This is a genomic window from Prevotella falsenii DSM 22864 = JCM 15124, from assembly GCF_000613945.1.
GTDB classification, from domain to species: domain Bacteria; phylum Bacteroidota; class Bacteroidia; order Bacteroidales; family Bacteroidaceae; genus Prevotella; species Prevotella falsenii.
The window spans coordinates 54,736-72,393 of sequence record NZ_BAJY01000010.1 but is presented as its reverse complement, the minus strand read 5'-3'; the positions used below and the strand labels follow the sequence as shown (position 1 = coordinate 72,393).

The window sequence follows — 17,658 nt, the reverse complement described above, 5'->3', positions numbered from 1 at the left end:
GTAAAAAAGCGAGAAATGCGTAGCTTTTCTCCTTATTTTTATTAATTTTGTGCTTATTATGAAGATAGTACTGATAGGTTCGGGCAATCTTGCCACCGTTTTGGGCAATGCGCTTTGCAAAGCCAATCACACCATTGTGCAGGTTTACAGTCGCACAATGGCGGCAGCAAAACTGTTGTCTGAAAGTGTAAACGCCGTGCCGACAGACAGTCCGGACGAGATAACGAACGATGCCGACCTTTATATTATCGCACTGAAAGACAGCGTTCTCAGTGCAGTTATCGAGAAAATATGCCCCACACGTAGCGATAAGCTGTTCGTACACACAGCCGGCTCGATGCCAATTGACGTGTTTCGCGGACGGGCAGCGCATTACGGCGTGTTCTATCCGATGCAGACGTTCTCCAAGACACGCATCGTGGACTTCCGAAACATTCCCGTTTTCCTCGAAGCAGATAGTCCTGCGACAATGCAAACCATCGCCGAAGTGGCGCAATCGGTCAGCACGAACGTTCGCGAACTGTCATCTGCCGACCGCCGTTACCTGCATCTGGCAGCCGTATGGGCATGCAACTACGCCAACCATTGCTACGATATGGCAGCCGAAGTGTTGCAAAAGGTGGGTCTGCCCTTCGATATAATGTTGCCATTGACCGATGAAACGGCAAGAAAAGTGCACGAACTTTCGCCCCGTGAGGCACAGACCGGTCCTGCCATTCGCTACGATGAAAACATTATTGAGGCACAAATGCAACTCATGAACGATAATCCAAGAGCGCAACAGCTTTACCAACTGATGGCGCAAAGCATTCACGAAAGAAGCAAGAAATAAGTATATAGAAAACATTTAACTATCGGTTGTAATACAATGATAAACTACGAGTTAAGAAAAATAAAAGCTATCGTTTTCGATGTAGACGGCGTTCTGTCGCTAAACACGGTTGCCATGAACAGCGAGGGCGTCCCCGTAAGAACCATGAACATTAAGGACGGCTATGCCATTCAGCTTGCTGTGAAGCTCGGACTCAAGATTGCGCTCATGACAGGAGGTCGCAACGAGGAGGTACGGAAGCGTTATGCCTATCTTGGTGTGCAAGATGTGTTTCTCAATTGTAACATAAAGCTGAACACGTGGAACGCTTATCTGAAAGAAAACAACTTGCAAACGGACGAGGTTATATATGTCGGCGACGACATTCCCGACTACGAAATCATGCAGAGAGCGGGCTGTGCGTGCTGTCCAAAAGATGCTTGTGCCGATATTAAAGCCATTTCAAGCTACATCAGCGACTGCAATGGCGGTATGGGCGTGGCACGCGACATCATTGAACAGGTGTTGCGTGCACAGGGAAAATGGCTGACAAGCGCGAAAGCATTTGGGTGGTAGGAGTGTTTTGGTGGATTTCCTACGGAGGCACACCGATTTTTTTCGACAAGAATTGCAGACCTTTAAAACTATAATATGTATATGAAAACAGCGTTGAAAAACAATTTTGAGAAAACGCTATCGGCTCTTTTGCTCATCGTAATGTGCCTATACGCCCACCGGAGCTATGCGCAAATGGTGAATATGACGCCTTATGATTTGCCCGTTCCCGACAGTTTGCGCCTCGTTTCTGACGGAAAGATGACCAAAGAGCAGGCTGTTTACGACCTCGAATCCTTGGTTTATACCCTCAGCGAGGTACACCCGAACATGTTCGCAATGTGCAATCAGGGCGAATTTATGAGCCGTGTGAACACAATAGAGCAAGAAATGCCCGACACACTTACGCGCGCCACCTTATATAAATATGTGGCACCGCTGTTAGCATTGCTTGGCGATGGACATACGCATGTGGTTCCACCTTACAACGACATTCTTACAAAGACCGCATTGCGCTTCCCTGTGCAGGTAGATGTAGACAACCAAAGCGGTAAGATAACCGCTCGCTACTCGATATTTGGTATTCCTAAGGGAGCAGAAATCATCGAAATAAACGATATTTCAACTACTGACATCGTTGAAAACCTGCTCCAATACGTGTCGGGGGAACGCCGTTTCTTCCGTTTAATGGTGCTAAAAGATTATTTCAGCACACTGTTTCAGCTCTGCTATCCTGCCGAGAAGTACACTATTAAGTATCGGTTGGAGGGCAAAACAAAGACAACAACGCTGAAAGCGGCAACGTTCGACGAGATAAGAGCCGAGAAAAAGAAAGCCGAAAAGAAGGCAAGGAAATCGTCAGAAACAAAGAAACAAGCGATGAAACATTTTGAATACCAACTCTTGGAAGGCGGTCGGGTGGCATTAATGTCGTTCAACGAATGTACAGACAGTGCAGGAATGGTGGCTTTTCTCGATTCTATGATAACCGAACTGAACACCAAGAAGGTGGAAAACCTTATCATAGACGTGCGCAAAAATGGCGGTGGCGACTCTCAAGTAGGCGATTTGGTACTCGAACGCATCAGCAAAGTGCCCTTCCAACAGTTCGGAAAAGCCCTTATGCGCATAACTCCGACCACGCAACGCCTTTTAAAGAACGCTTACGGCAATAGGTTTCTCGCACCGACAGGGCTGTATTTGGAAAGCGAAGACAGCCTGAACATGCCGCTAAACGACAAGGCGCGCTGTTACAACGGTAAGGTTTGGCTGCTCACAAGTAACTACACCTTCTCTTCGGCTTCCTCTTTTTCGTGGACATTCAAATACTTCAATATGGGCAAAGTGGTTGGCGAGGAAAGTGGCGGCATGAATGTTTGCTTCGGAGATGTGCTCGAATACCGCCTGCCCATATCGCAATTGTATTGCTACATGTCGTATAAGCGGTTTTGGCAATATGGTGCTGACGAGAAAGAAATACACGGCACGATACCCGATGTGGCGGTTTCTGCCGACAAAGCATTGGAAACAACGTTAGAACTGATACGAAAAGAGAAATAAAACAACTATGAGTTTCAAGGATTATCATATTATATTGGCGAGCAATTCGCCAAGACGGAAAGAACTGTTGCGCGGTCTTGACATCGCATTCGACGTGCGTGTGCAGCCCGACGTGGCGGAAGACTACCCTGCCGACACTGCGCCTGCCGACGTGGCTGCATATATCAGTCGGGAAAAGGCGAATGCTTACAAAGACACGATTGCGGAAAAGGAACTCGTGATTACGGCAGACACGGTCGTGATTGTAGGAAACGAAATCTTGGGAAAGCCCTGCAACGATGCCGAAGCAAAGGAAATGTTGCGCAAGATAAGCGGACGGAAGCACCAAGTGGTTACGGGCGTGTGCCTTACGACGACGGAAAAGCAACGTTGCTTTTCGGTTTCTACCGATGTAACCTTCAAAAATCTGAAGGAAGAAGAGATAGACTACTACATAGAAACCTATTCCCCATTAGACAAGGCGGGGGCATACGGCATACAGGAGTGGATTGGCTACATCGGCGTAACAGCACTTGAAGGCAGCTATTTCAACGTAATGGGATTGCCCGTGCAGCGCATTTGGGAAGAACTGAACAGGTTTTAACGGATACCAACAACTGTTTTAACGGACGCAAACAATAGGTAAAACATACACGAGCAACTGTTTTAACACACAGAAACAACGGTTTCAACGGAAGAATACAATCATAAAAAACTAAGAAAAATGGCTCTGATAAAATCAGCAAGAGGAAAAAATCCACAGTGGGGAGAGCGTTGCTACTTCGCAGAAAATGCCACTTTGGCAGGTAATATAACGATGGGCAACGACTGTTCGGTATGGTTTGGTGCGGTGATACGTGCCGATGTAGACGCCATTGTGATGGGTAACGAGGTGAACGTGCAGGACTTGGCGTGCATTCACCAAACGGAAGGAAAGCCGGTGGTGATAGAAGACGGTGCAAGCATTGGGCACGCAGCCGTGGTGCATGGTGCCACCATTCGCAAGAATGCCCTCATCGGTATGAATGCTACGGTGCTCGACAATGCCGAAGTGGGCGAAAACTCGGTGGTGGCAGCGGGTGCTGTGGTGCTTCAAGGTACGATAATTCCGCCCAACGAGGTATGGGGCGGCATTCCTGCCAAACGCATAAAGGCCGCAGTAGCGGGGCAATCGCGTTTGTTTGCCGACCATTATCTGTACATCAAGAAGTGGTACGAGGAAGAAGAAAAATAGGAAAATCCTAAACCCCAATCGGTCGTTAGGACGCTAATGAACCGATTTGGGCTAAAGAACGAAGGCTCTCAGGTGTTTTAGAAGTCATTTCAGGGCAACGACCTCCTATAAATCCACCACCGTTATGCCTGCTCCACCAAACTGAACATGCTCGTCCCGGCAGCTTTTTACGTTTGGAACGGAGTTCAGATACTGTCTAATCATGGTGCGCAGAATGCCGTCTCCCTTGCCGTGCAATATGCGCACTTGACTTACACCCACAAGTATGGCGTCGTCGATGAAGTATTGCACTTGGTTCAAAGCCTCGTCGGCACGCATGCCCCGCACATCTATTTCCTGCTTAAACCGGTTGCGATGTTGGTCGATGGTTTCGCGTGTCTGTCGGCTATAATTATAAACTGCAAACTGCTTTTGGTTCTCTTGCACCACAGCATCGTCGGCACGCTCTAATCGGGAAACCGCCATTTTGGTGCGCATACCGCCGAATATCACCATCGCTTGCTTGCCATCGGTCGCTTCAACCTCACCTATTGAGGTCAGTCCCTTTATGCGTACCGTGTCGCCAACACTGATGGGGCGGTTTGCTGCATGTTTCTGTGCTGCCGCTTTCAACGCTTCGGCAGCATTCTGCTTGCGTTCTTCCTTTTCCTGCAAACGACGTTCGTGCCGTTCTTTCCTGTTCTTTATCTTATCAATCTTTGCTTTCAGTTCCTCGTCGGTCATCAAACCGTCTTCGCGCATCGCTTGTTTGCCGGCTGCTTTCTTCGCTTTTGCCTTGTTCTTATTGTTTAAAGCAGATACCGAATCGTTGAGCATAGCCTCTTCATATTCAGCCAGTTCTTGGCGAAGTCGCTTTGTTGCTTCCCTTTCGGCTTGCTGTTCGCGTATCTCTCTTATAACGTTTTCAATGCGTTTGTTGCTTTCTCGGATTATTTCCTCAGCTTCGGCTTTCGCTTTCTTGATGATTTCCTTGCGGCTTTGGCGCAACTCCTCCATTTCCTTTTCGTACTTGGCAATGGTTCGTTCCAATTCTTTTTCGTGGCTATGCACGGTTTGCCGCTTGGTTTCCCAGTAACGTTTATCTCTGACAATATCCTGTAAATACTTGTCGCTCTGTATGTAATCCGAGCCGACAATGGCAGAAGCGTCGCTGATAACTTCTTCCGGAATGCCCGTTTTGCGTGCTATTTCGATGGCAAACGAACTGCCGGGCCGCCCGATAGCCAACCGGAAGAGCGGGCGCATCTCGTGTCTGTCGTACAGCATAGCTCCGTTTACCACGCCTTTGTGGTCTTCTGCAAAGTGCTTCAGGTTCTGATAGTGGGTTGTTATCACCGCCCACGCCTGCTTTTTCCAAAACTGTTTCAGCACCGATTCGGCGATGGCACCGCCTATTTGCGGCTCTGTGCCCGTTCCGAACTCGTCGATTAAGATGAGCGTGTGGCGGTCTGCCTGCCTCATCATGTTCTTCATGTTCATCAAATGCGACGAATAGGTGCTCAAATCGTTCTCTATGCTCTGCTCGTCGCCTATGTCAATCATGAGGTTGCGAAACGTTCCTGCGGCAGAACGCTCGCTTACCGGGATTGAAAGACCGCACTGAAGCATGTACTGAAGCAGTCCGACGGTTTTCAGACAAACCGACTTTCCACCGGCATTGGGACCCGAAATAATGAGCAGGTGTTTCTCTTTTGTGAGCTGAATGTCGAGCGGAACCACTGCCAAAGGGGCGTCGCTGTTTTCTGCCGTGCGCTGTTTCTTCGACAGAGAAAGCTGCAACAGCGGGTGAACGGCACAAATGAAGTCTACGTAAGGCTCGGTTCCGACTTCCGGTTCAATGGCTTTGAACATGCGAGCCAGCTCTGCTTTCGCACGGATAAAGTCGATAAGTGCAAGAAAATGATACGAATCGAGAATTTCGCGAATATGCGGACGCACCTGTTTGGCGAACTCTCGCAGTATGCGGATAATCTCTTTGCGTTCCTCGTTCTCAAGTTCGCGTATCTTGTTGTTGGCTTCCACCACCTCGGCAGGCTCTATAAAGACCGTCTTTCCGGTGGCACTCTCATCGTGAACAATGCCCGAAATCTTGCGTTTCATGCCCGGTGCAACAGGTATAACCAGTCTGCCGTCGCGCATCGTCGGCATTACATCACGGTCTACCACGCCTTCGCTCTGTGCCGAATGCAAGATACGGTTCAGCGTGCGCGATATACTGCTTTCCATACGTGCCAGTTCTCGGCGGATTTGGAGCAGTTCGGGCGATGCCGAATCGCGCATTTTGCCGAATTTATCGATAATTTGACCGATGCGTTGCACCAGTATCGGGAACGTAGCCACGCCGTCGGCAAGGGCATAAAGGGCAGGATAAGTGTGCTGAATGTCGCCATTGGGCAACTCGTCGCCTGCGCTTAGAAACTTTACAATTGCGATGATGGTTTCCAACGAACGCTTCAAATCGAAGAGTTCGTCCTCTTCCATGTGTGTGCCCTCAAGGCGAATGCGTGCCACACTCGCCCGAACGTCGAACACATTGTCGAGCGGAAAGACCTCTGCACCTTCCTGAATGCGTCGAAACTCGCGCACTTCTGCCAACCGGCGGTTTATCTGTTCCGTGTCGGTAGAGAAGTCCATGCCGTCTACCTGCTCGCGTCCGAGCGTGGAAAGGCAATGCTCGTGCAAGAGCGTGCGTATTTCGTTGAAACCTATTTTCTGCTCAAAATTGTCGGGATATATCATCTTTACCTGTAAAATTGTCGTTATCGTGCGCCTTTGTCAAGGCGTGTTTGGAGCGACAAAGTTACTATTTTTCTTTTTAAAACCGATGCGAGTTTGTTTATTAATTGCATTTTTTAGGGATTAAAGGTGTTTTACGGAGGGTATGGGGAGGATAGAAATAATAGGTAATCTAGGCATTCTAGATTTTCTAGAAGAACTAGAAAACAATGCACCGAAATCGCCTTGATTTTGTAAAGATAATTCTGTTAAAAAGTGATATAATCGCTTTGGCGTTGCGAAACCGTAGGTTTTGCGATGTAAAACCTACGCTTTTACCGTGCAAAACCTACGGTTTTGGAACGCAAAACAATAGGTTTTGCAATACGTTGATAATGAAGTTGTTACGCGACAGATATTCTTATGAAAAATCTTTACGGTTTTATGGCATTCTTTTTCTGTTTCAGAACCTGAATTCAAAGGTAAAAATCAGCTCCCGCGGGCGCAGTTCGTAGCTGTTTGTAAAGATGCCTACACCACTGTACGACGTCTCTACGTAGTTGCGTTTGTTGAACAAATTGGCAAGCGTGGCAAGCACAAGGAAGTTCTTTTGTCGCCAAGTTACCTTCGCATCGGCAAGGAATGTGTTGAGCGTTGCGCCCTCCAGTTGGTTGTGATAATAGATGCCGGAAAGCGAAAGGTCTACTTTCTGAATGGTGGAAGTAAGCGTAAGACTCTGTTTCCAGTTGAAACGCGATGCCATAGACGCATTGTCGGACGTCGATTTGCTCATGGTGAAATCGCCATTGTAGCTTACAAACGCCCACGAAGGCGAATAAGTGAGCGAGGGCGAAAGCGTTAATGAACGGTATTGGTAGCCCACCACTTTGCCCCCTGTGTATTGTTCGCCGTCGCTATAAGCCGCCGAAACGCTGCACGACATTTTGAAATGATGCTTGTAGAAGCCTTTTGAAACCCAGAAACGCCCCGTAATGCCGGTGTTTTTCGTGTTGTGTGGGGCATACGTCATAAGGTAGTTGCCGTTCTGAATTTGCATATCCACCACCGAATTGCTCCATGTGCGGTTGGCATTCAGCGAGAAATTGCTGAAAAATTCCTTTACTACACGCTTGTAATTGTGCGTCAGATTGAAGAACAGCGAGCCGGTGCGAGGCATGAAAGTGGGCGATACCTGCCACGTGCGGTAGTTGGTTCGGTAGCTGTCGAGGGCGAAGGCAGACAGTCCTTGTATCGATTGGTTGTAGCCAAACGACGCGTTTGTTTCGGTGCGACTGCTCTTTTTGTAGTTCGCATACAGCGAGGGCGACACAAGGAAGTACCATTTACGCTGCCCGGTGAAATACTTTAATGCCATTCCCTGACGCACCGTGGCACGCCATTTGCCTTTGCTGTAGTTGAGCGAAGGCGACGAATTGAAAGCTATCAGTGTGTGTCCGTTGCGCACATTGAGGTGTTGCAGGTCTACATCGAAGTTGTAGTTCTGCGTGAAACCGTTCTTTGTGGTTCGCCAACTCACTTGACTGTTGTTGTGCCAAAGGTTCGATTGAATGTTTTCGCGGTCGCTATTGATATACAAATCGTTGCGCGAATGGTGGTAATCTACTATCGATTGCAGCGAAAGCGTGCCACGCTTACGATTTTGCGTGGTGGTAATGTACCCTTTCACGTTCACTTCGGGCGTGCGCACCCGTTGCGAAAGGTTGGCGTGCCCGGTGCTTTGCAGTTCCGACAAGGCATCGTCTTGCCCGGCATTCACGCTGAAACGCATCGAGCCGTAATGCTTTTCGGTGTTTATTTTCTTGTCTATGCTGAAGTTGAACACATCTTCTTTCAGCGTCATACGGTGGTTTTCGGTGGTGGTGGTAGGCGTTTCGGCAAAGTAGTAAGTAGAGCTGTTGGAGGTGTTTTGGCGGAGAACGTTGCGGAAATAGTCGGCAGTTATGCGCACCTCGCTGTCGTTTTTCGTCTTCATCAGACGGTTGATGCTGTAGCTCTGCGACGTGTTGAAGCGCAAGCGGTCGGCTTCTATCGGTGCTTTCAGGTTAGGAACAGCGTACCACGACGAGAGCGAAGCCGCCCGTGGTGCCATATAGTCGAAGACAAAAGCAAAGCCCGACTGTGCCACATCTCTGCCCCGACGGTCGTATATGGCATCGTACATTATCTGTTTGCGCTTCCCTATCTGTATGGCATTGGCTGAACCGGCGACGTGCGATGGCTTTCCGATGGCAAGATAGGGGCGCAACGTTACCGAAAGACGGTCGCGGGCATCGTCTTTCAGCGTTACATTCATGGCTACATTGTCGCTGAAAACCTTGTCGCGCAAAGCCTTAATGGGTTGGTCGTGCTCTATTACCTCCGCCTTTTTCACGTCCTTTGCCTTTATGTTTTCGGTGAGTTTGTTGTACTTTCCGTCGCTAAGGTCAAGCCCTTCTACCGTAAAACGGCTGATGTCCTTGCCGTTTACACTTATCTTTCCGTCGCTTCCGACATGCACGCCGGGCAGTTTTGCCAGCACATCTTTCAACGAATTGTCTCTTTCCGATGCGAAACGGGTAAGGTCGAACGTAATGGTGTCCTTGCCACCCGTTATCGGTCCTGCCTTCACCGTTATTTCCTGCATCTCAAAAACCTTTTGCACCATTGCTATGCGGTTGCCTGTTGGGGCGGCAATGTGTATTCGCTTCTTCTCGTATTCCATTGCCGTGGCTTGCAACTGCAGTTCTTTCAGGTTGTCGGTGCTGTGCGTAAAGCTGAATTCACCCTTATCGTTGGTACGGCAAAAGGTAACAACCTTGCCGTCTTTCAGCAGCATTACGTTGGTTTTTACTATGGGTTTGTGGGTTAAAGAATCCACGACAACGCCCGAAATGCGGTTTTGCGCCGATGCGAGAAGGGCAAAAAGAAGAAATACGGAAAGCGCAAACACCCTCTCCCAGCCCATTTCTGACGAGCGGAAGAAGGTGTTTTTAGCGTTTATGGTTAATGTTTTCTCCATAGAAGAAGGTTTTATTGGTGGTTTACGGGGGCAGGTCTTGCATACCTGAAAGAGCGAATTAGTACAATTCGAGTGGATTGCTGGGCTGCGGTTTCGCCAATAATTGCTGCACTTCCGATTTCATTTCTTCGGACACTTCTATCTTTATTCCTTTCGCTGCAAATATATCTTCGGGCAATGCCTTGCGCTGATAGTCTACAAATTCCTTCATTGTTGAAGTGCTATACTTATCGAAATCGGAGTTGTAAGTAATGTTTTCGCCCTCTGCTGCCTGCTTCATGCCCACGCAGTCGAAGATGTATTGCTGCTTGGCATCGTAAGCACGGAGTATCAATCCCGGCAGTCCGCATAGCTTCCAAGGACCGTTATCCAATGGAATATCGGCGGTGAACCATGCCGTCCATGTGCGTCCTTTGAACGTACAGCGTGCCATTTGACAGTCGTAATTGAGGATTTGCTTCGTGCTATCGGCGATAATGTCCCACTTGGGCTGCTCCAAAGGCTCGATGATGCGGAAGTCTTCGCCAAGAACCTCGTCTAAATAAGTAGACTTTCCTGTAGGATAATTGCGATAGAAGTTCATCGAAAGGTTGCCTCGCGAGGGGGTTGAGGTCTGAATTTGAATGTTGTTTCCACCGAGAGACTTCAGCAAATTCTCCATATAAGCGCGGCGCGTGGCACTATAAAAGTAGCTTACCTTCTCGCCAACTTCGAGCTGCATGTCGTCGTTCTGGTAGTTATAACGACCCACCGAGTCTGTTTTCGTGGTGTCGCGCACACTCTTTGTACGATAAGTAATGGTGTACTTGAGCTTGTCGATAACTTTGTTCTCGTTCTTTTTGTTAGGTTTTGCACTCACGGTAAGCACTGCAAGGGCGAGTGCTGCCAATGTTAAAGTAATACGTTTCATCATCTTTCTATTGGGTTTTGTGGTTGTTTTTTCTGCATTTGCCTGCGCATTGATTCCTGTTGTGCTTCGGTTAGCTTGCCATTAACACTACCGCTCACCACCTTAAACGTTACGCCTTTGCCATTTCTATTCATAATATCCATGGGCGTGGTGTTGGCTTTTAGCTGCTGCAAGCTGCGCATAGAAGTTTCCTCGTAGTCGTTCAGATTGGCATCGAACACCATGTCGGGTGTGCCGTCGGTTTGCTTTAAGCCTACGCAATCGAAGATATAGTGGCGGGAATTGTCGTATGCGCGGAGCACAAGTCCCGGTAATCCGTCCAATTTCCACGGTCCGTTGTCGATTGGAATATCGGTTGCGAACCATGCCGTCCATTGTCTGCCTTTGTAATTGCAGCGTGCCATTTGGCAATCGTAGCCGAGAATGCGAGCCGTACTGTCGGGCATCAGTTCCCAGCGGGGCTGCTCTATGGGTTCTACCACGCGGAAACCGTCGCTGAAAACACGGTCTACATAAGTTGTTTTGCCCTCCGGAAAGTTCTTGAACAGCTTCCAATTGATGCTTCCGCCGCGTATGGCAGGTGCCGAGAACTCGCCTCTGTTTATCATTTCGATGCGCTGTTGCTCGTAGATATGGTTGGAATAGCTGTAAAAGAAACTCACCCGCTCGCCCACATCGAGGCGCATATCCTCCTCGTTGTAGATGAAACCGCCGAGCGAATCGACCTTTGTGGTGTCGGTAATGCTTTTCGTACGATAGGTAATTTCGTACTTTACCTTGTCTATCTTCCCTCCTTCTTTCGGCTTGGCATAAGTCGAAAGTGTGGCAGAAAGGTAAACGAAAGTAGTAAAAAGCACCCTTGGTATCATATCTTTATAATATAATGTTATTGCCGTTGCACCTACATTCCCTCAAAATAGCTTTGCAATTCCTTGGCTGCTGCTCCGTCGGCGTTGGTTAAATCTTTCAAGATAACTCCCTTTTCCATCAGTATGATGCGGTTGCAAATCTCGGAAACGAAGTTCAGGTTGTGGCTCGAAATCAGCACGGTAGTGCCGTGTTGCCGGTTCACCTCGTGGATAATGTGGGCTATGTTTATCTGCGACGATGGGTCGAGATAGTTGAAAGGTTCGTCGAGAATAAGCATCTCGGGGTTCACTATCATTGCGCCGATGATGCCAATCTTCTGTCGGTTTCCTTCGGAAAAGTCGCGAATAAGTTTCCCTGTGCCCATTATCTCGTCGCGCATCAGCGATTCAAAGCCGTGCAGACGTTCCGAAAGCGTTGCATCGTCGATGCCATAGACACCCGCAACAAAGTCGAAGAACTCTTCAGGCGTATAGTAATCGATGAGGAAACCTTTGTCTATGAACGACCCCGTGTATTGTTTCCACTCGAAATTCTCGTTTACGGGGTTGCCGTTAGAGAGCACACGCCCCTCGTTGGCACCGATAAGGTCGAGTATAAGGCGCATCAGCGTGGTCTTTCCGGCACCGTTATTGCCCACAAGTCCTATAAGTTCGCCCTTGTGGAGCTTCAGTTCGGGTATGTCTATCACGGTGTTCTGTCCGTAAATCTTCTTTAAATTCTCTATCTTTATTTCCATATTCGGCTATTGTTATCTTATGTTTTTGTTTTCTTGTATAAATGTTTCGTTCGGCTGTTAATTGCCTCTATACCGTTCAAAGTGGCGATAGCGTTTTGCTTCGTAACGGCGCGCTATCCACGCAATAGCATATTTGTGTACGGCAAATCCCACCACACCAAGTCCACTGAGCAAGATTCCGAAAACGTTTGCAGGCAAAACGGTCATCAGCAGTATGGGTCCTAACATCACGGTGAAGGCTATTGCAAAGCTCGAAGCACTGAAATCGGTACCTTGTGTGTTCATAAAACCTGATGCAAAGATGTCTATTGCCTTGGTGCGGAAACAGTAAGTGAGCATAACAAGATTGGCAAATCCAATCGAAAAGAGCATACTGCTAACCAGTATAAAGAGGTTTGTATCGAACAAGAAGTAAGTGGGGAGCAGCAACAAGAAGCTACCTACCGCCAACGGAGCGGCTGTATAGTATTTGCGCAACAGCAGTCGCTCAATGCTTACAGGGCGTGTCCACAAACCATCGAAGTAGTTTCCTTCCAATGCAAACGTAAGTTGCAGCATTATAATGGGCACCGTCATAATGGCAAGGGGCAAGATGATGTTGTTGTTGGGGGCTTCCGGGTCGCCATAACCTATATATCCGAACCAATAGGCTTCCAAGATAAGGAAGACGGGAAGTATTATCATCATACGCAATCGCTTGCCACGAAGGAAAGGACGCATCTCTATAAAGAACGCCGAACGGCGCGATTTGCTTACGTTTTTCTTCTTCCGCTTGTTCTCGTCGTAGCTGCGCAAATAGCCTAGATAGTAAAATTCAAGATAGAGGGCAATTGCGATGAGCACGAAGAAGTAGGCAATGTGTATGCCCCACGACATTCCAAGGAGGTTCAATCCGTGCATGAACGCCAACGACCACCACATAATCCAGCCCACTATTACTGCCGATTTCCATTCCCAACCCTGTGCGGTGCGGAGGGCAACGATAGCCAAACTGTTTATGTAGGATACGGAAAGCAACAGCAATGCCGATGCTAAGGCTGTGCCGAAAGGCATTGCAAAGAAACAGCCAACGGCTGCCGGCAACGCCCAAGCCAACGTCCAGAAGTTTGCAATGTTGGCAATGGCGATGAAAGCAATCCACGTTCGTTTACTGACAGGGCGCGATTTTATGTAGGCGTCCATAATGGCGGAGTCCGATTTGAATATCAATTTGGCTATCATATCGGGCAGAAGCATCATTGAAGCAATTATGGGGACAATGCTTTCCCACTTCAAATCCGCCATCAACCTCCATACTTTATCGTCTGTGCCTGCAAGCGTGGAAGCAAATACAATGGCTATGAGAAAATAAAAGTAGGCAGCAAGGAAAAAGTTTTTCCACTTAAAGTTGCGGCGTTTCTTCGTTATTTGCAGCTGTACAAGTAGTTTTAACATTTGCTTATATAGGATTTATTATTATGTTTTCAGTTACAAAGATATAAATAAAAACGATAGAAACCGCCAACTTTTTACGTTTTTATGATGCTTTTGGCAGAAAATAACACTGAAAGGCAGCCTTTGGAGGTAGGCGGAATGTGGTGTGTGGTGGCGTTGGGGCAAGGCTACGAGGTGCGTGGGAGGTATAGGTTTCCTAGATTTCCTAGAGCCCCTAGAGCCCCTAGGAGTTCTAGAAAAGCCCTTGGAAAACGCTTTAGCTTTGTAAAGTTTATTTATAAGAAAAACGATAATTTCGATTTTGCGATCCAAAAGCGTAGGTTTTGCAATGCAAAACAGCCGCTTTTACCGTGCAAAACCTACGCTTTCGCAACGCAAAACAATAGGTTTGGCAAAGCATTGACAGCAAGACAGTTATGCGGCAGCTACGCTTGCGAATAATATTTACACTTTTCTCGGCTTGTTTCAGAGCTTGGAACAAGAATTTAATGTTATTTTATATATAATGTAAAAAACTTCTTTTTCGGCTCTCGTTTTCAATTAAAAAAGTGTATCTTTGTCATGCAAATGAAATAAAACAATTTTCGTCAAGCAGAAAAACAAACAATGAAGTATGCCATTATTGCCGCAGGAAACGGCTCACGACTTGCAAAAGAAGGCGTAACAGCACCGAAACCATTGGTAAAAGTCAATGGCGAACCACTTATTGACCGCCTTATCCGGGTGTTTTGCGACAACAATGCCACCGAAATTGTGGTTATCTGCAACGAAGAAATGACCGATGTGCAGGCGCATCTTGCCCATATCCACCGGCACGGATTGGCAGGGAAGGACGTTCCGTTGCGCTTTATTGTGAAATCGACACCCGGCTCTATGCACAGCTTTGCGGAACTAAGTCAATGGCTCACCGACGAACCGTTTGTGCTGACAACGGTAGATACCATCTTCCGCGAAGACGAATTCAAGGCGTACATCGACGCTTTTACACGGGCTATCGGCAACGGTGTGCAAGCCTACATGGGCGTAACGACTTACATAGACGACGAAAAGCCGCTCTATGTAGGTACGGACGACGAACGCAACATTACAGGTTTCTACGACACGAACGAGGCGAACTGTGTCTATATATCGGGCGGCATCTACGGATTGCACCCGAAAACGCTCCGCACGCTCGACGATTGCATGCAGCGAAACGAAAGCCGAATGCGCAATTTTCAGCGTGCACTGATTGCCGACGGACGCAAAGCGGTGGCACACCCCTTTACAAAGGTGCTCGACATCGACCACGCTTCCGACATAGAAAAGGCGGAACAGTTCTTAAACAGCACGGCATGCGGACAATAGCCATACAGCGCGACCCACGCTTTTCGCCCAATTCGGTGGAGAAAGACCTTGCCATTCTCACGGCAGTGGCATTGCCGATGGGGGGCAGAATTGTAGCCGAGAGTCGGCTGAATATCGTCGATGTTGCCGAGGCGGACACGATATTGAACATGGGACGAATGCCCCAAACACTGGCTTTGCTCGAAGAAAACGCAGCCGAAAAGTGCATCGTGAACCCGGTGGCAGGCATCAGAAACTGCCAACGCAGCCGAATAACGGCACTGATGCGCAACGCCGCCATTCCCATGCCGCCCCAAGAGGGCAACAACGGCTATTGGATAAAGCGTGGCGACGAAGCTGCGCAGACACGAAACGACATACGCTATTGTGCCGACGAGGCGGAACTGGAAGCAGCAAAGGCAGCTTTCCGCAGTCGGGGCATCGCAAACACCGTGGTGCAGGCGCACATCGTGGGCGACATCGTGAAGTTTTACGGTGTCGAGGGTACGGCATTTTTTCGCTACTTCTACCCTACCGACGACGGCACGACAAAGTTTGGCGACGAGCAACGCAACGGTATTGCCCACCATTACCCCTTCGATTGGGAAGCATTGGCAACGACAGCCAACCGCCTTGCCGCAATTGCCGAAACGCCGGTGTACGGGGGCGACGCCATTATAACGGCTGACGGAGCGTTCTGCATCATCGACTTCAACGATTGGCCGAGCTTCTCAAGGTGCAGAGACGAGGCTGCAAAGGCAATAGTTGCCTACGTTGCGGCACGGCAGGAAATGTAGGAACGAAACCTGTCTGTTTCGTTTCCGAAGTGTAAGAAAACGAATTATGAACATAGAAAACAAATCTTTCAGCGAGCTGTTGAAGGCCTCCATGAAGTCTGACGAAACGGAGGAATGGCTCGATATATACTTCACACGCCCCGTCGGCTTGGCTTTTGCCTTGCTGTGGTATCGGTTGGGTGTTACGCCAAACACCATTACAATCTTGTCAATCTTCTTGGGTGTGGCGGCAGGGGCTATGTTCTACTTCCAAGACGTGTGGTATAATATAATAGGTGTAGTGCTTTTGGTGTTGGCAAACCTTTGCGATTCTACCGACGGACAACTTGCCCGGCTCACCAACCAACGTTCTATGAAGGGGCGATGCTTGGACGGTTTCGCAGGCGACACGTGGTTTGCAGCCATCTATCTTGCCATTGTACTGCGCATTTGGCATCAGCCCATGCCGGGCACAACAGAGGTTTGGGGATTTCTCGGACTCGCTTTGGGTGCCATTGCAGGGTTTGTTTGCCACGCACAACAAAGTTCGTTGGCTGACTACTACCGACAAATACACCTTTATTTCCTCAAGGGGAAGGCGGGTTCGGAGCTTGACAGCTATGCAGCGGAGCATGCTATCGTGGAGCGTTTGAAGGGAAAGAAGGGCGTGTTTTGGGATTGGGCGTTCCATTCCAACTATCAGAACTACTGCAAAAACCAAGAACGACGCACGCCGGAGTTCCAGAAACTGCGCCAAGAACTCAACGAACGCTACGGAACAGTGGAGAATATACCCGCAGAATGGAAGGAAAAGTTTCTCGAAGGTAGCCGTCCGCTGATGCCGATAGCCAACTTCCTGACGTTCAACTCGCGTGCCATACTTATTTATATAACGGTGTTGGCAGGCTGTCCGTGGGTTTATCTCTTCGTTGAAATTCTGCTCTACACCGTCGTCTATATGTTTATGCACAAACGACACGAAGACCATTGCCGAGTAATGAGAGAACTGTTAAATGCTTAAAGCACTATGATAAAAGGATATATATTCGACTATGGCGGCACCATAGACACCGCCGGCTGCCATTGGGGTATGAAGATTTGGCACGCCTGCGAGCAGCTTGGCTTCCCGATAACAGAGGAACAGTATCGCAAAGCCTATGTTTATGCCGAGCGAACATTGGGCAAAAATCCGATTATACAGCCCGACTTCACCTTCCGCCGCACATTGGAAGAGAAGATAAGGCTGCAATCCGAGCACCTGCAACTGCAAGGGCTTGTTGCCGCAACGGGCTTTTCGCTTGCCAACAAACGCGCCAAGATGGTGGAACTGCTCTACAACGACGTTGTCAGAACAGTGGCAGAAAGCAAGGAAGTGCTGCTGAAACTCAAGGAAAGCTATCCGCTTGTATTGGTGAGCAACTTCTATGGCAACATCGGTGTGGTGTTGCAGGAGTTCGGTTTGGACGGTATCTTCCAAGAAATCATAGAGAGCGCAGTGGTAAACGTGCGCAAACCCGACCCACGCATCTATCAGTTGGGCGTAGAAACCTTACAGTTGCCTGCCGAAAACGTCGTTGTGGTGGGCGACAGCTACACAAAAGACATTGTGCCTGCCCACTCCATCGGCTGCAAAACCGTATGGATAAAAGGTGAAAGCTGGACGTCCGACGAGCCGGAACAGGGCGTGGCAGACCGCGTAATAACGAGTTTGAAAGAACTGAATATATGAAAAAGAC

General features: G+C 48.5%; 15 protein-coding genes. 9 read left to right on the top strand and 6 right to left on the bottom strand.

Going from position 1 to position 17,658, the window contains the following annotated elements:
- Positions 1-58 precede the first annotated feature (58 nt).
- The 5 genes from JCM15124_RS05630 (at position 59) to JCM15124_RS05610 (ending at position 4,139) form a co-directional block, all read left to right on the top strand.
- Positions 59-832: a Rossmann-like and DUF2520 domain-containing protein gene (locus JCM15124_RS05630; RefSeq protein ID WP_024998650.1), complete on the top strand. Its 774-nt coding sequence runs from the start codon at positions 59-61 to the stop codon at positions 830-832.
- Between the two features lie 36 nt (positions 833-868).
- Positions 869-1,387 carry a KdsC family phosphatase gene (locus JCM15124_RS05625; protein ID WP_024998649.1) on the top strand — a complete coding sequence of 173 codons (519 nt, stop codon included), beginning with the start codon at positions 869-871 and terminating at the stop codon, positions 1,385-1,387.
- Positions 1,388-1,468: 81 nt separating this feature from the next.
- On the top strand, positions 1,469-2,926 hold the full coding sequence (locus JCM15124_RS05620) for a S41 family peptidase (RefSeq protein WP_232220096.1): 1,458 nt from the start codon (positions 1,469-1,471) through the stop codon (positions 2,924-2,926).
- A 7-nt stretch (positions 2,927-2,933) separates the two neighbouring features.
- Complete coding sequence (locus JCM15124_RS05615; protein ID WP_024998647.1) at positions 2,934-3,509, top strand: Maf-like protein; 576 nt, start codon at positions 2,934-2,936, stop codon at positions 3,507-3,509.
- A gap of 120 nt (positions 3,510-3,629) precedes the next feature.
- A complete protein-coding gene (locus tag JCM15124_RS05610) occupies positions 3,630-4,139 on the top strand; it encodes a gamma carbonic anhydrase family protein (protein ID WP_024998646.1) in 510 nt (169 codons plus the stop codon).
- A gap of 105 nt (positions 4,140-4,244) precedes the next feature.
- On the opposite strand, the gene JCM15124_RS05605 is transcribed toward JCM15124_RS05610, so the two are convergent.
- The 6 genes from JCM15124_RS05605 to JCM15124_RS05575 all read right to left on the bottom strand — a co-directional run bounded on the left by JCM15124_RS05605 (position 4,245) and on the right by JCM15124_RS05575 (position 13,823).
- Complete coding sequence (locus JCM15124_RS05605; protein WP_024998645.1) at positions 4,245-6,878, bottom strand: endonuclease MutS2; 2,634 nt, start codon at positions 6,876-6,878, stop codon at positions 4,245-4,247.
- 439 nt (positions 6,879-7,317) lie between these two features.
- A complete protein-coding gene (locus JCM15124_RS05595; RefSeq protein ID WP_024998644.1) occupies positions 7,318-9,873 on the bottom strand; it encodes a peptidase associated domain and porin domain-containing protein in 2,556 nt (851 codons plus the stop codon).
- A 58-nt stretch (positions 9,874-9,931) separates the two neighbouring features.
- Entirely contained in the window at positions 9,932-10,783 is an 852-nt protein-coding gene (locus JCM15124_RS05590) for a GLPGLI family protein (RefSeq protein ID WP_024998643.1), read from the bottom strand.
- Complete coding sequence (locus JCM15124_RS05585) at positions 10,783-11,652, bottom strand: GLPGLI family protein (RefSeq protein WP_024998642.1); 870 nt, start codon at positions 11,650-11,652, stop codon at positions 10,783-10,785. Before JCM15124_RS05585 ends, JCM15124_RS05590 begins: the two co-directional genes overlap by 1 nt.
- A gap of 32 nt (positions 11,653-11,684) precedes the next feature.
- Positions 11,685-12,389 carry an ABC transporter ATP-binding protein gene (locus JCM15124_RS05580; protein ID WP_024998641.1) on the bottom strand — a complete coding sequence of 235 codons (705 nt, stop codon included), beginning with the start codon at positions 12,387-12,389 and terminating at the stop codon, positions 11,685-11,687.
- A 57-nt stretch (positions 12,390-12,446) separates the two neighbouring features.
- Positions 12,447-13,823 carry a DUF5687 family protein gene (locus JCM15124_RS05575; protein WP_024998640.1) on the bottom strand — a complete coding sequence of 459 codons (1,377 nt, stop codon included), beginning with the start codon at positions 13,821-13,823 and terminating at the stop codon, positions 12,447-12,449.
- A 606-nt stretch (positions 13,824-14,429) separates the two neighbouring features.
- Here JCM15124_RS05575 and JCM15124_RS05565 point away from each other — a divergent pair.
- Genes JCM15124_RS05565 through JCM15124_RS05550 form a run of 4 tightly spaced genes read left to right on the top strand, consistent with a single transcriptional unit; the run spans position 14,430 to position 17,651 of the window.
- Entirely contained in the window at positions 14,430-15,167 is a 738-nt protein-coding gene (locus tag JCM15124_RS05565; RefSeq protein WP_024998638.1) for a sugar phosphate nucleotidyltransferase, read from the top strand.
- Positions 15,155-15,943 carry a hypothetical protein gene (locus tag JCM15124_RS05560; RefSeq protein WP_024998637.1) on the top strand — a complete coding sequence of 263 codons (789 nt, stop codon included), beginning with the start codon at positions 15,155-15,157 and terminating at the stop codon, positions 15,941-15,943. Before JCM15124_RS05565 ends, JCM15124_RS05560 begins: the two co-directional genes overlap by 13 nt.
- A gap of 46 nt (positions 15,944-15,989) precedes the next feature.
- The gene (locus JCM15124_RS05555) at positions 15,990-16,943 is read left to right on the top strand and encodes a CDP-alcohol phosphatidyltransferase family protein (protein WP_024998636.1); all 954 of its coding nucleotides are present in this window, start codon (positions 15,990-15,992) and stop codon (positions 16,941-16,943) included.
- Positions 16,944-16,949: 6 nt separating this feature from the next.
- Positions 16,950-17,651, top strand: coding sequence for an HAD family hydrolase (locus tag JCM15124_RS05550; protein WP_024998635.1), 702 nt, complete (start codon positions 16,950-16,952; stop codon positions 17,649-17,651).
- The last annotated feature ends 7 nt before the right edge of the window (positions 17,652-17,658 follow it).

What these genes read in the sequence shown, in the direction of transcription:
- JCM15124_RS05630 (WP_024998650.1), top strand. Translation starts at nt 59, where the DNA reads ATGAAGATAGTACTGATAGGTTCGGGCAATCTTGCCACCGTTTTGGGC.
- JCM15124_RS05625 (WP_024998649.1), top strand. Translation starts at nt 869, where the DNA reads ATGATAAACTACGAGTTAAGAAAAATAAAAGCTATCGTTTTCGATGTA.
- JCM15124_RS05620 (WP_232220096.1), top strand. Translation starts at nt 1,469, where the DNA reads ATGAAAACAGCGTTGAAAAACAATTTTGAGAAAACGCTATCGGCTCTT.
- JCM15124_RS05615 (WP_024998647.1), top strand. Translation starts at nt 2,934, where the DNA reads ATGAGTTTCAAGGATTATCATATTATATTGGCGAGCAATTCGCCAAGA.
- JCM15124_RS05610 (WP_024998646.1), top strand. Translation starts at nt 3,630, where the DNA reads ATGGCTCTGATAAAATCAGCAAGAGGAAAAAATCCACAGTGGGGAGAG.
- JCM15124_RS05605 (WP_024998645.1), bottom strand. Translation starts at nt 6,878, where the DNA reads ATGATATATCCCGACAATTTTGAGCAGAAAATAGGTTTCAACGAAATA.
- JCM15124_RS05595 (WP_024998644.1), bottom strand. Translation starts at nt 9,873, where the DNA reads ATGGAGAAAACATTAACCATAAACGCTAAAAACACCTTCTTCCGCTCG.
- JCM15124_RS05590 (WP_024998643.1), bottom strand. Translation starts at nt 10,783, where the DNA reads ATGAAACGTATTACTTTAACATTGGCAGCACTCGCCCTTGCAGTGCTT.
- JCM15124_RS05585 (WP_024998642.1), bottom strand. Translation starts at nt 11,652, where the DNA reads ATGATACCAAGGGTGCTTTTTACTACTTTCGTTTACCTTTCTGCCACA.
- JCM15124_RS05580 (WP_024998641.1), bottom strand. Translation starts at nt 12,389, where the DNA reads ATGGAAATAAAGATAGAGAATTTAAAGAAGATTTACGGACAGAACACC.
- JCM15124_RS05575 (WP_024998640.1), bottom strand. Translation starts at nt 13,823, where the DNA reads ATGTTAAAACTACTTGTACAGCTGCAAATAACGAAGAAACGCCGCAAC.
- JCM15124_RS05565 (WP_024998638.1), top strand. Translation starts at nt 14,430, where the DNA reads ATGAAGTATGCCATTATTGCCGCAGGAAACGGCTCACGACTTGCAAAA.
- JCM15124_RS05560 (WP_024998637.1), top strand. Translation starts at nt 15,155, where the DNA reads ATGCGGACAATAGCCATACAGCGCGACCCACGCTTTTCGCCCAATTCG.
- JCM15124_RS05555 (WP_024998636.1), top strand. Translation starts at nt 15,990, where the DNA reads ATGAACATAGAAAACAAATCTTTCAGCGAGCTGTTGAAGGCCTCCATG.
- JCM15124_RS05550 (WP_024998635.1), top strand. Translation starts at nt 16,950, where the DNA reads ATGATAAAAGGATATATATTCGACTATGGCGGCACCATAGACACCGCC.